Consider the following 12949-nt stretch of genomic DNA (forward strand, 5'->3'; position numbering starts at 1 on the left):
ACTTTCTTAATTATAACGCTTCAATTTCTTGCAATAACTCTCCCTTCCTTTTAAATTATAAATTAGTAGTCACGAGAATAATAATAAGTTTTCCGTTTAAATAAGGGTTCATTATGTCCACTGAAATTAAAGAGACTTCGAATGAGACAGAAAATCTGTCTAATATACCTGTATTACCATTAAGAGACGTAGTGGTCTACCCTCATATGGTTATTCCTTTGTTTGTTGGACGAGGAAAATCAATTAAAGCCCTAGAAGCGGCAATGGTTGATAGTAAACAAATTTTTTTGGTAGCACAGAAAAAATCATCGAATGATGATCCGACTGCTGCTGATATTTTCCAAGTAGGTACGTTATCTAGCGTCCTTCAGTTACTGAAACTACCTGATGGAACTGTAAAAGTTTTAGTCGAGGGTGAAAAGCGTGCTAGAGCAAAAGAATACAATCAAACTAAAGGATATCTAGAAGCTGATCTCGAGTTAATTGAAGATGAAAATACTGCGGTACAAGAACCGGATATTGGCATTTTGATGCGCTCCTTAATGTCGCAGTTTGAGCAATACATTAAGCTGAATAAAAAGATTCCACCTGAGGTTTTATCGCCTCTTGCTGGTATAGAAGAACCCGGCCGTTTAGCAGATACCATTGCTGCCCACTTAACGCTGAAGGTAGACGATAAGCAAGAGTTATTGGAAACAAAAGATGTAGGAACTCGTCTTGAACGTTTAATGTCTGCTATCGAGAATGAAATTGACTTATTACATGTTGAAAAACGTGTGAGAGGGCGTGTTAAGCGGCAAATGGAAAAAAGTCAGAGAGAGTATTATCTCAATGAACAAATGAAAGCGATTCAAAAAGAATTGGGCGAGTTAGGCGAAGAAGGCAATGAAATTGAGCAACTGGAAAACTCGATTAATAAAGCCGGTATGCCCAAAGAAGCCAAAGAAAAATCGCTTGCAGAGCTTCATAAGTTGAAAATGATGTCACCCATGTCTGCTGAAGCGACCGTTATCCGCAATTATCTTGATTGGATGCTTTCAGTACCCTGGAAAAAGAGAACTAAAATTCAATTTGATTTGCTTAAAGCAGAAAAATTATTGGATAAAGAACATTATGGTCTAGAGCGGGTTAAAGAACGCATTATTGAATATCTGGCTGTTCAGCAACGTGTAAAACGCTTAAAAGGACCTATTCTTTGTCTTGTTGGACCTCCAGGAGTAGGTAAAACTTCATTAGGACAATCTATTGCAAATGCTACAGGCCGTACATTTATCCGTATTGCTTTGGGTGGTGTTCGCGATGAAGCGGAAATCCGCGGTCATAGAAGAACATATATCGGGTCAATGCCAGGAAAGATTATTCAGAAACTATGCAAGGCTGGTGTAAAAAATCCGCTAATTATGTTGGATGAGGTGGATAAAATGGCTATGGATTTCCGAGGAGACCCGGCTGCAGCGTTACTCGAGGTATTGGATCCTGAGCAGAACCATACGTTTAACGATCATTATCTTGAAGTGGATTATGATTTGAGTGACGTTATGTTTATTGCAACGGCAAATTCTCTGGAAATTCCTGCTCCATTACTAGATAGAATGGAAGTGATTCGACTTGCAGGGTATACAGAAGATGAAAAGGTAAGTATTGCTGAGAAATATCTTGTTCCTAAACAAGTCGTCTTGAACGGTCTGAGTAACGATGAAATACATATTAGTGAGGGTGCGATTCGAGATGTTATCCGTCACTATACTCGGGAAGCAGGCGTGCGTAATTTAGAGCGCGATATTGCTAGTATTTGCCGAAAAGTCGTAAAAGAAATTTTGTCGAATAAAAAAGTTAAAAAAATGACTGTAACCACAAGCAATGTTGAAAAATATTTGGGTGTGAAAAAATTCCGATATGGTTTGGCTGAAGAGTTTGACCAAGTGGGACAGGTTACCGGTTTGGCTTGGACAAGCGTTGGTGGCGAATTGCTAACGATTGAAGCATCAATGATGCCTGGTAAAGGTAAAGTGACGCATACAGGTCAATTGGGTGAAGTCATGCAGGAGTCCATTCATGCGGCGATGACGGTTGTACGAAGTCGTGCTAAAAAACTTGGTTTACCTGATGATTTTTATGATAAGAACGATTTTCACGTTCACGTGCCCGAAGGTGCTACACCAAAAGATGGTCCAAGCGCAGGAATAGGTATGTGTACCGTATTGGTTTCTGTCGTGACCCAGATTCCTGTTAAAGCGGATGTAGCGATGACAGGCGAAATAACGCTAAGAGGGCAGGTGTTGCCGATAGGTGGTCTCAAAGAAAAATTATTGGCGGCTCATCGAGGTGGAATTAAGCATGTCATTATACCTGAGGAAAATGTAAAAGATTTGGAAGAAATTCCAGATAACGTTTTACGTAAGCTAACAATTCATCCTGTTAAGAGCATAGAACAGGTTCTAGAACTGGCTTTGCAACGCAGTCCTTGGGTAGATAAGCCAACAAATGTACAATCTGAGGCTTTAGTGGGTAAAAGATCAAAAAAAATTAAAAATAATGATTTACATACCCATTAATTAGAGGTATATTTCGTTTCGTAGCCCGCCACTAGCGGGCATTGCAAGGAAGTAACTACTCGACCGGTTAATTTGATGAGTTTGGTTAAATTAACTTAGAAGTATGGAAGATTAACAGTATAGGGGAAGCAATGAATAAGAGCGAATTAGTTGATGCTATAGCAAGTGGTTCGGGTTTAACAAAAGCTGACGCAAGCAGAGTTCTCGAAACTTTTACTAGTACTATTACTGATGCTTTAAGAAGTGGTGATCAAGTAGTGATACCTGGTTTCGGTTCTTTTTCAACAGGCAATCGTTCAGCAAGAACAGGTAGAAACCCACAAACTGGTAAAATTATTCAAATTAAAGCGTCACGAGTAGCCAAGTTTAAAGCGGGTAAAAACCTGAAAGAAGCGGTGCAAGAAGCATAAGTTTTCAGGGTGCTTAGCTCAGCTGGGAGAGCATCGCCCTTACAAGGCGAGGGTCGTAGGTTCGATCCCTACAGCACCCACCAAGAAATGGAGTGGTAGTTCAGTTGGTCAGAATACCGGCCTGTCACGCCGGGGGTCGCGGGTTCGAGCCCCGTCCACTCCGCCAGATTAACGCGCCGTAAGGCGCGTTTTTTTTATCTGGAATGAATGTTTGCTTCAACATTTTATTTCCTTCTCATTTCTGCTTGTCTTTAAGAGAAAGATTTAGATGAAGTTATGAAAAGAAGTAACGTACTCACTTCACTCTGATTTTTAGCTAATTCAGAAAAGAAAAATTTTGCTGGATAGGTGAATGTTTTTTGTTTTGATTTTTTTCAGTCTGGGTTATAATCAGCCCTCGCTAAATTAAAAATGCTTTATTTATTAATAATATGGATCTCGGGACATGTTACAAAAGTTAAATGAACGTATACAGGGTGTTGTAGCTTGGTTGGTGGTTATTTTAATCGGTATTACGTTTACACTTTTTGGTGTAGATTATTATCTGCAATCACATCAAACGACAAACTCCAAGGTAGTCGTCAATGGCACTCCACTTACAATACAATCATTTGAAAATAATTACAGACGTGCTCGTTCCATGCAAGATATTGAGCAAATGACTGCTGCTGATGAAAAAAAATTACAAAACCAAGTCTTAGATCAAATGATTACTAATGAGGTTCTAGTGCAAGCTGCTCTTAATAATGGATTTGATGTGAGCTCCAACCAAGCAGATGCAGCAATTTTGAGTATCCCTCAATTTCAGGAAGACGGTCACTTCTCAGCTCAAAAATATCAGCAAGCACTAAATGCTGCTTTATTCACTCAATCAAGTTTTCAAAATGAAGTAAAACAAGGAATGCTTCTAAACCAACAACGTTTTGCTTTTATGGGGAGTTCTTTTGCTTTACCAGATGAAATTGATCGCTTTGTGAGCTTGTATATGCAAAGTAGGGATTACGATTATTTAACTATTCCAGTAGCGAATTTCGAAAAAGATATTCATGTTTCTCCAGAAGAAATTGCTAATTATTATAAAATGCATAAAAAAGAATTCATGGCACCAGAAAAAGTCAGTTTAGATTATGTTACTTTATCGATGCGTGACATTAGAAGTAAGATAAAAATTTCTGATGATGATGTGAAACGCTATTATGAAGACAACCAAAATAGCTATTTAATCCCCGCAAGTTGGCAAGTAGCACATATTTTATTTGCTGTTCCAGAGAATGCGAGTCAATCTGATTTGGAAAAGATTCAGAAAAAAGCAAACGATGCATACCAAGTATTACAGAAAAACCCAGAACAATTTGAACATCTTGTTTCAGTGATGTCAGATGACAAACTTTCAATAGCAGATAAAGGAGTGCTCCCTTGGATTACTGCAGGACAAAATAATTATAATCAAATTTTATCTAATTTAACTAAACCAGGACAGATTTCTCCTCCTGAAAGAACAAAACATGGATATGAAATTTTTAAATTAATGGCATATAAGCCTGTTTCAACAAAACCTTTTTCCGAAGTAGCTTCATCAATTAAAGAGCAATTGATTGCTGAGGCAGCTCAAACAAAATATACCCAAGCCATGGAGCAATTATCTGATTTAAGCTATCAATCTCCAGACTCTCTCCAACCAGTAGCAGAAGCCTTAAATTTAAAAATTGAAAAAACTCAACCTTTTTCAAGATCGGGTGGTACAGATAATATTACAAAAAATAAACAAGTAATAAATGCTGCATTCAGTCATGATGTTCTTGATTTAAACAATAACAGTGAGCCAATACAAATTGATAATGATTCGCTGGTAGTTGTAAGAGTGAATCAACATTGGGATGAAATGGAGCAACCTTTAGAAGCTGTTCGTGATCAAATTAACAAAATTTTGGTTAAAACAATTGCTCAAGCCAAAGCAAAAGAAATTGGAAAGAATTTATTGAGTCCAGTTGAGGATAAGCAGCAACAAGAATTGATTCGCTCAAATAATTTATCATGGAAATCAGTAGCTAAGTCCACTCGTGACAATGATAAGGTAGATACGGATATTAATGATATGGCATTCAATTTATTACGACCAGAAAGCCGTGATGGCCTTGTTATGCCGAATGGTGATTATGTCGTAGTGAGATTGAAGCAAATTCATGATGGGAAATTAAATACATTAGACAGGGAGCAGCAAGATAGCTTAATTCAACAAATAGAAGCAAGCTATGGCATGATGGATTATGACTTGTATGTAAAAAGTTTAATTAACCGCGCACAAATTGTGAGGCACTAGGTTTTATAGACAAATGCGCTAACTTGGGCTGCTTTATTTATATTTTTAAAAATCAATATACTAGACGCTGAGGTAGCAGAGTTTGCCTATATAACCCAATATATAGGAGTATCGCTATGCCTGATTTAAGCAAGAAGTTTACTGATCTTAAATTAAAGCAATTATATGGTCATATATTAAGTCATTATCAAAATTGTGTTGACCGCGGCTTAGATGTGAATGCTGCGTACAACGAAATGTTTCTGGCGGTGCAATATTCTATAGAATCGCCATGGAGCCAAAGCCCACTAGCTCAACTGGATCCAGCAGAGAAATTAAAAGCATATGCCGCTTTTAATACACTTTTTAACGCAACACCTTTGTATCAACGGATGCAGTCTTCTCAACGAAGCGCATTTAATCCGCCTACGCCTCAGTTTAATCCAAAGGCTAAGTATGTAATTAATCAGTATAATTATTATAGTTATCAAAATCCAACGCTTCTTGATTGGTTAATTTTGAGCTCTATAATCAACTCTCATCATCATTCATATCATCACAATCATGGTGGTGGTGATTGCTGCTGGCCTTCAAACCACCATGGCCATGATTCATCTTCAAATGACGATTTGGCTAAATTGTTGGCAGCCTTATTCCTCATCCTTTTAGCTTTGATCGCCGTCGTTTTAGCTTTTATTGCTTTGTATTACATGCTTAATGAATTTGCAAACAGTGTTGAGCGTTTTTACTATGGCGAAGGATGGATGAAGGGCGCATTAATGTTCGCTACTTCTATTGGATTTGGAGCGGGTTCGACACTTTTAACACTTAATTTTGGCGCTGCACCATTAATTGCTCTTGCTGTAGCTGCAGGGGTTAATCCTGTTGGTGTAGTAATTGCTGGAGCTGTACTCCTTACTATCATTGGTGCAGGTATTGGGTGTTTTGCAATGAATATACTGTATGATTCCCTCAATAAGTCAGCTAATAAAGAGTCTATGGACCCATCAGACCCAGAGCGGTTTAGATTAACTGCCTCAGAAGAAGCTTATTTGCGCGATGAGAAAGGTATGGATCCTATAGCTGTAAGATGTGCAATGGTTGCCTTGCGTGCGGAAATGGCAAAATTATTAGGGAATGAGAAACCGATACCTTCCTTTTTCTCTCGTTATTTTAATAAAGAGAATGGAAAGGTTCAGGAGCTATTAGAAAAACTGCGACACTTACGTAAAGGGGATATAAATATGGTTGAAGTAGGGGAGTTGAGTTTTGACTGCAGACTTCCTCAAAGGATATATATTCCAACTTACTATACTCAAACTCAACCCACCTACTCTGACACTCCACCTCCATATCCTGGAATGTATACGCCTTCAGCTCCCCAATATTACGCGTAGATGTCTTTATAAACCGAGTAAAGAGCAATTCTTTACTCGGTCAAAATCATTGGTTTAATGACTCATTTTCACTGTCTTAGATAGTAAGATTATTCACTAGAAATAAAAGGAAGCATGCGTTTTAATACATTATCTTTGCAAATAAAATGATGATACAAAGCTGCAAGGAAATGAATCCCTACCAAAATGAGGATTAAATAGGCAATCGTTTGATGCGTTGAAAACATAATACCGCCAAGGTAATCGTTCTTTGAGATAAGGCAAGGGATTGTAAACCAACCAAAAAAATCAATGGGTTTTCCATCCGCACAAGTTAATAAATAGCCGACGATCGGCATGAGTATGATAAGAATAAAAAGAGTGTGGTGGACTGCTTTGGAAGTAATGTATTGCCATCTCGGTTGAGTTATTGGTGGTAGTGGTTTGATATTTATAATATGCCAAATAAAAAATAAAATTCCGAGTAATAAAATAGTCAATCCTACTGATTTGTGCAGCATTATATATCGCGGTGCGAGTGGTGAATCGTGGCTAATCGACCAGACAAAATAAAATTGAGCAATAATTAAAATAAAGATTAACCAGTGCAGTAATTTCGTTACACTGCCAAAACGCTTCAGTGTATTCCTTATCATAGAGGTTTCTCCATTAATTCCTAGATAATGCTACTATATCAACGACTTAAATAATTTCAACACTGACTCATTTGCTGCGGATTACTTTGATAGTGAATTAAAGTTGCCAATGGGTGGGATATGAAGCTTGGCGGAGAGACAGGGATTCGAACCCTGGGAAGGTTGCCCTTCAACGGTTTTCAAGACCGCCGCATTCGACCGCTCTGCCATCTCTCCAGGCGTGAATACTATCTTAACGGCCTTGGTTTTGCAAATATTTTTTTAATATTCTGCGCAAATACGAGCAATATTTTTTGATGTTGTTTCTATTTTTTTCATTTTTCAAAAAAAATAGAAGAATGTTCGCAAAATGAATAGTCCTAGGTATAATGTTCCAAATTTTTGTGGCTGTTGTCGCGGATACAACAGGTATATATATTAGATAGGTGTAGTTTATGAAACGAATTCAAATGTTGTTCCTAGTCGTTCTTATTGTATCTTTATCTGCATGCAAGACGTGGTGGGGTAAAGAAGATGATGATAATAACCCTTACAAAGGAATGACTGCTGAGCAACTTTATACGGAGGCTCAGAAAGATTTACGTAAAAAAGAATATGCAACGGCAATAAAACATCTTGAAGCGATAGAAACGATGTATCCATTCAGTGATTATACTGAGCATTCACAGATGCAATTAATTTATGCTTATTATAAAAATGAAGACTATCCTTCAGCCGCCGCTACTGCAGAGCGATTTATTCATCTTTACCCAAGAGCTAAGAATGTGGATTATGCCTATTACATGAGGGGTATGGCCAATTTCCAACAAAGTCGTGGGGTTTTTGCAAAATTTTTACCTTTAGACGAATCCTGGAGAGATCCTGGTACACAAAACCAGGCTTATTCTGATTTCGGTGTGTTGATTCAAAAATTCCCTGAAAGTAAATATAAAGCAAACGCGCTACAGCGTATGATTTATTTACGCAATATGTTTGCCCAACATGAATTGAATGTTGCCACCTTCTATTTTAAACGCAAGATGTATGTAGCAGCAATTAATAGAGCGAGTTATGTAGTGAAAAACTACCCGCAAGCACCGAGCGTAAAACAAGCTCTAGTTGTTATGTATGATGCGAATATGGCTTTAGGTTTCAACAAGGCTGCTGAGGAAGCTTTAGCGGTTTATAAGGCGACTTACAATACGTCTAAAATGGAGCACATAGTATCTAATTAATTGACTGTAAGAAGTGACTGGAAAGCCGTATTTGGAGCTGAGTTCAAATATGGCTGTCCACCAAGATTCAAACTCAAATACACTCTCTAAACAATTACAATCAAGCTTGACTGTTTCATTTATCGCACCTGAGTAAATCTTATAATACCCAGGTTTTATTATGTATGGCCCTTTATACAACCTCTACTAACTCAGATTCTTTTTCTTTTACTGCAAGTACCGCTAAAAGATCATGAGTTAACTCACGTAATTCTCCGGATAATAAAGTGAGTGCCGCATCGCGTTGTTGATATTCTTCATCAAGTTGTTTAATTTCGTTGAAATCATCAAGAAGATAATCAAGACTTTTGAGTTTTTTGAATGCAAAGTCATGAGTTAGAGTAAGCTGAATTCTTTCTTTCCAGATTAAAGAAATTTCTGCGGTTGCCATACCTTGTGATAATAAAGTTAAAACCTCCTCTGCTGGTAGCTCATAACCTTTACAATGCACCCGTTTTTTTTCATCATCAAGAGAAAAGAGCAGACAATCAGATGCTAATTGAAAATGATTGGGGAGTGTATTGGGCGAATGAATCCATTCCGCGAATCGTAAAGCCAGATTTTCTGTATGTGTTAGTGGTTCAATCGAAATGCCTGCTACAGACTTGCGCAAAAGAGAGGTGAGTTGTGATGCCTGATTATTACTGGAGGCATTAACTATAATTCTTTTGCTGGCACTATCAAGAATAGCAAGCATCTTTTTTTGGATGCAAAATGATTTAGGTAATAATTCAAACTCAATATCTTCGGCCATTTGCGCCTTTTCTGCTCGCTTAATTGAGCGACCGTGTTGGGTCTCGAGCATTTGCACTTTTTCGGCAAGCATTTTGTTGATCACGCCTCTTGGCAGTAAACGCTCTTCTTTACCCATACAAACCAGAGAACTTCCAGCAACCTCCTGAACCATTTCATCTGCAAAAGCCGGAAGCCAGCCATAAACAAAGCGAGCATGGGGAGGGCAGGGTTTTAGAATATTTTCAGCTAGAGATGCTGCTAAATCACTCGCTTCATCCAGCTCATATTGATAGATCAGTGCATTGTTAAACCACATAAAAAACTCCTGAGATTATTACATAATATAATAGGTGCCGATTGCCATCGTTCTATTGTACGGTAGCTTATAAAATTCGATATTTAAATTGGCTGAATAATTGCGTATTAGGAAGGCAAACAACTTCTCTTGCCAATAAAAGGTTAATGATTTTTTTGATTTTGACGCGGTAATGTTAGGAATTTCTACCATATATGTAGCGCGTTCCACATTTAACTTAAAGGGAAAAAGATTTTTGTTGGAAGCGCGTTCCAAAGCTCGGGGTATCGAAATAGTTTCCATAAAACCATAATGCAAGGTGAGATTGAACACCTTTTCATGCAAGCATGTAATTTCATAACGTTGACTGTAATGTATATGTGGAATGTTATCTACAACGTAATTAACAATAAGTACTCGCTCAGGAACAGCACGGCTTAATTTAAGAAAATGAAGGAAGCTGCCTCCGCTTTTATCATAAACATCGGTGATAAAAACCGCTGTCAGATCAGTGAGTTGATTTAAACTTTTATATTCTAATTGCTTGAGAATCTTGGAAATGTCGTCTTTATTCATATAATAATTTTCGCGTAAATACTCCAAGCCAAATTTCCAGGTGTACATAATGGTCGCGATGAGTAAAGCAAAAATAACTGGAACCCAACCGCCAGTCAAAAATTTATGTAAATTTGAACCAAGGAATGCAAAGTCTACGATAAGAAAAAAGCCAAATATAATCATGACCTTATATTTTGACCATTTCCAAATTGATATTGCAGCATAGGCAACCATCGCATCAATTAGAAGCATGTCTGCATTCACAGCGATTCCATAAGCATGTGCGAGTCTATCTGAAGTTTGGAAGGCAACACAGAAAGTTAAGGTTCCAATAAACAAAATAAAATTAATTTGTGGTACGTAAATCTGCCCGGAAAACTCCTTGGATGTCTGGACTATAGGTATACGGGGACATAAGCTGAGTAATACCGCCTGTTTTGTCAAAGAAAACGTAGCTGAAATTACAGCTTGTGAGGCGATTATCGTGGCAATAGTAGCAAGAATAATCAAGGGAATATAAAACCATTCAGGTGCAATCATATAAAAAGGATTGCTGATTGCATTGGGGTTTATGAGTAAGTTAGCTCCTTGACCAAAATAATTTAATAACAAGCAAGGAAGAACAACTGCAAACCAAGCAGCACGAATAGGTTTTTTTCCAAAATGGCCTATATCTGCATAAAGTGCTTCACCACCCGTTACAACAAGAAAAATGCCGCCCAATAACAAATATCCTTTCAGTCCCGTATCGCGAATTAAATCGAAGGCGTAATAAGGATTGATCGCAGTAAGTACAATAGGAGCATCAACAATTTGTCTGATACCAAGAGTAGCAATCGTGATGAACCAAACTAGTATAAGTGGCCCAAATAAATTCCCTATACTTCCAGTTCCTCTTGCTTGTAATGTAAAAAGAAGAATCAAAATAACTATAGCTATGGGTAGAATAAAGGGAATAAACTCATTTGAAAGAGTGCCAAGGCCCTCTACAGCACTAATTACAGAGATAGCTGGCGTCAGCATTCCATCCCCTAAGAGTAAGCCGGCTCCAAAAATTGCGATAATGTAAAATAAAGGCGTATATTTAGTACTTTTATGCTTCATTAGAGCTAAAAGGGCGAGAATCCCTCCCTCACCATCATTATCCGCCCGCAAAATTAAAATCAGATATTTGAATGAAATAACAAGAATCAAGCACCAAAAAATAAGTGACAGTACCCCCAAAATATGTGCTTGAGTAATAGTGATATTATTTAATGTTACTTTTAAAGCATATAATGGACTGGTACCAATGTCCCCAAATACAACGCCTAATGCCCCAAGAGTGAGACCATAAGAAAACTTGTGTGTATTTTCCATATCTATTACCAGAATGCATTGCTAAATATAATAGCAAAATGGGGGATAAAGGGTTTTTTCATATTTGTTATACTGTCCCTAACTTTTGTTCTTTTCCACCAGTTGGGGTGGAAACTGCTCTTTTAGGTTTATAAAATTATGAACTATTGCAGGTCTAGCGTTCTTTGTGTAGATTAGCCCATTTTTGTTCTTTGGGAAATAGAAAATGAATGCAAAAGTTATTTTGCTTGCAGCAAAACAAAATACTGTATTACGCGGCCATCCATGGATATTCCCTAAGGCTATTGCAAAAACTCATGGAAAATTAGTTACAGGGCATTTGATTGATATTTATAATGCGGACGAAGAGCTTATTGGTGTCGGTGTTTATAATGAACATTCTCTTTATAGAGTCAGGGTCTTAGCTCTTGCGAATGAATCCCTTGATATCCGTAATTTGCATGCCCTGATAACACATCGATTAAGCCAGGCCAAACAAGTCAGGGAATGTTTAAATCTGCCTAATGAGGAAACTACTGCTTATCGGTTATTTAATAGTGAAGCAGATGGTCTTTCTGGTTTAACGATTGATCGATTTAATCAAACGTGTATTGTTGCAAGTTCTGCTTATTGGGTGGAGCTCAATCGAGAAATTATCATTCAAATATTACAAAATTTGTTTCCTGAAGATCAAATTATATGGATGCCACAAGGTAAGCCCTTGAGCCAAGATGGCTGGAAACAAATGAGCACACAAGGGAAATATTATAGTACTCAGGTTCTGGAGGCTGGGGTTATTTATGAGGTTGAATTTGCCCAGGCACAGAAAACAGGTTTGTTTCTTGACCAACGCGAGAATCACCAACGTATTGCCCAGTTATCCAAAGGAAAGAGTGTATTAGATCTTTATTGTTATAGTGGTGGTTTTGCATTACATGCTGCGAAAGCTGGGGCCTTAAAGGTAACTGCGGTGGATAGCTCTGCTCAAGCTATAACGCAAGCGAAAAAGAATGCAGCATTAAATGGTATGACTCAAATTGAATTTATCGAGGCTGATGCGCGTGAATATTTAACAAAAGCAGGGAGTTATGATCTTGTTGTTCTCGATCCTCCTAAATTAGTTCCATCAAAGCAACATGTTGAGCGAGCTAAAAACTATTATCGGTTTTTACATCGAGAGGTATTTAAGTACATGAAATCTGGTTCCTTATTAATGACGTGTAATTGTTCTTCAGCGCTTTCATCTCAAGAGTTTTGTTCTTTGGTTGGTCTTCAAGCTGGAGCAGTGGGGAAACAAGCACGTATTTTAGGTGTGTATGGTCCAGCAAGCTGTCATCCTACCTTAGCTGCTTTCCCAGAAGGAAATTATCTTACTGCGATTTTGTTGGCTGTTGTATAATAGATTTCAATGTAGCCTGGGTGCAGCTCACTGTTTTTTGAGCACATCTGTGCCTACGCCCCGAGGCTTGTCCAC

9 protein-coding genes and 3 tRNA genes are annotated in these 12949 nt (G+C 37.9%); 8 read left to right on the forward strand and 4 right to left on the reverse strand.

The features are described 5' to 3' along the window. The first annotated feature begins 113 nt into the window (after window positions 1–113). The 6 genes from lon to A8O27_RS11510 all read left to right on the forward strand — a co-directional run bounded on the left by lon (window position 114) and on the right by A8O27_RS11510 (window position 6661). Window positions 114–2555, forward strand: a complete 2442-nt coding sequence (gene lon, locus A8O27_RS11485) for an endopeptidase La (RefSeq protein ID WP_058458850.1) — start codon at window positions 114–116, stop codon at window positions 2553–2555. A 131-nt stretch (window positions 2556–2686) separates the two neighbouring features. Next, window positions 2687–2965 (forward strand): HU family DNA-binding protein, encoded by a 279-nt coding sequence (locus A8O27_RS11490; protein ID WP_010653977.1) that lies wholly within the window; start codon window positions 2687–2689, stop codon window positions 2963–2965. 7 nt (window positions 2966–2972) lie between these two features. Then, window positions 2973–3048: transfer RNA gene (locus A8O27_RS11495), tRNA-Val, on the forward strand. A 6-nt stretch (window positions 3049–3054) separates the two neighbouring features. Then, window positions 3055–3131: transfer RNA gene (locus A8O27_RS11500), tRNA-Asp, on the forward strand. 279 nt (window positions 3132–3410) lie between these two features. Continuing rightward, window positions 3411–5285 carry a SurA N-terminal domain-containing protein gene (locus A8O27_RS11505; RefSeq protein ID WP_058458849.1) on the forward strand — a complete coding sequence of 625 codons (1875 nt, stop codon included), beginning with the start codon at window positions 3411–3413 and terminating at the stop codon, window positions 5283–5285. A 116-nt stretch (window positions 5286–5401) separates the two neighbouring features. Further along, window positions 5402–6661, forward strand: a complete 1260-nt coding sequence (locus tag A8O27_RS11510; RefSeq protein ID WP_058458848.1) for a hypothetical protein — start codon at window positions 5402–5404, stop codon at window positions 6659–6661. A gap of 89 nt (window positions 6662–6750) precedes the next feature. Here the strand turns inward: A8O27_RS11510 and A8O27_RS11515 are convergent, their stop codons facing one another. Together A8O27_RS11515 and A8O27_RS11520 are read right to left on the reverse strand one after the other, a co-directional pair. Continuing rightward, the gene (locus A8O27_RS11515) at window positions 6751–7296 is read right to left on the reverse strand and encodes a cytochrome b (protein WP_174223906.1); all 546 of its coding nucleotides are present in this window, start codon (window positions 7294–7296) and stop codon (window positions 6751–6753) included. A 128-nt stretch (window positions 7297–7424) separates the two neighbouring features. Continuing rightward, window positions 7425–7512, reverse strand: a tRNA-Ser gene (locus A8O27_RS11520). Between the two features lie 218 nt (window positions 7513–7730). On the opposite strand from A8O27_RS11520, the gene A8O27_RS11525 reads away from it, so the two are divergent. After that, window positions 7731–8510 carry an outer membrane protein assembly factor BamD gene (locus tag A8O27_RS11525; RefSeq protein WP_058458847.1) on the forward strand — a complete coding sequence of 260 codons (780 nt, stop codon included), beginning with the start codon at window positions 7731–7733 and terminating at the stop codon, window positions 8508–8510. A gap of 172 nt (window positions 8511–8682) precedes the next feature. Here A8O27_RS11525 and A8O27_RS11530 read toward each other — a convergent pair whose 3' ends face one another. Further along, window positions 8683–9600, reverse strand: a complete 918-nt coding sequence (locus A8O27_RS11530) for a recombination-associated protein RdgC (protein ID WP_058458846.1) — start codon at window positions 9598–9600, stop codon at window positions 8683–8685. An 18-nt stretch (window positions 9601–9618) separates the two neighbouring features. Beyond that, window positions 9619–11496, reverse strand: coding sequence for a potassium transporter Kup (locus A8O27_RS11535; RefSeq protein WP_058458845.1), 1878 nt, complete (start codon window positions 11494–11496; stop codon window positions 9619–9621). A gap of 205 nt (window positions 11497–11701) precedes the next feature. On the opposite strand from A8O27_RS11535, the gene A8O27_RS11540 reads away from it, so the two are divergent. After that, on the forward strand, window positions 11702–12874 hold the full coding sequence (locus A8O27_RS11540; protein ID WP_058458844.1) for a class I SAM-dependent rRNA methyltransferase: 1173 nt from the start codon (window positions 11702–11704) through the stop codon (window positions 12872–12874). Window positions 12875–12949: the final 75 nt, after the last annotated feature.

It is taken from the genome of Legionella bozemanae, assembly GCF_001648595.1.
Lineage (GTDB): Bacteria > Pseudomonadota > Gammaproteobacteria > Legionellales > Legionellaceae > Legionella > Legionella bozemanae.

What these genes read in the sequence shown, in the direction of transcription:
- A8O27_RS11530 (WP_058458846.1), bottom strand. Translation starts at nt 9,600, where the DNA reads ATGTGGTTTAACAATGCACTGATCTATCAATATGAGCTGGATGAAGCG.
- A8O27_RS11525 (WP_058458847.1), top strand. Translation starts at nt 7,731, where the DNA reads ATGAAACGAATTCAAATGTTGTTCCTAGTCGTTCTTATTGTATCTTTA.
- A8O27_RS11515 (WP_174223906.1), bottom strand. Translation starts at nt 7,296, where the DNA reads ATGATAAGGAATACACTGAAGCGTTTTGGCAGTGTAACGAAATTACTG.
- lon (WP_058458850.1), top strand. Translation starts at nt 114, where the DNA reads ATGTCCACTGAAATTAAAGAGACTTCGAATGAGACAGAAAATCTGTCT.
- A8O27_RS11535 (WP_058458845.1), bottom strand. Translation starts at nt 11,496, where the DNA reads ATGGAAAATACACACAAGTTTTCTTATGGTCTCACTCTTGGGGCATTA.
- A8O27_RS11540 (WP_058458844.1), top strand. Translation starts at nt 11,702, where the DNA reads ATGAATGCAAAAGTTATTTTGCTTGCAGCAAAACAAAATACTGTATTA.
- A8O27_RS11510 (WP_058458848.1), top strand. Translation starts at nt 5,402, where the DNA reads ATGCCTGATTTAAGCAAGAAGTTTACTGATCTTAAATTAAAGCAATTA.
- A8O27_RS11505 (WP_058458849.1), top strand. Translation starts at nt 3,411, where the DNA reads ATGTTACAAAAGTTAAATGAACGTATACAGGGTGTTGTAGCTTGGTTG.
- A8O27_RS11490 (WP_010653977.1), top strand. Translation starts at nt 2,687, where the DNA reads ATGAATAAGAGCGAATTAGTTGATGCTATAGCAAGTGGTTCGGGTTTA.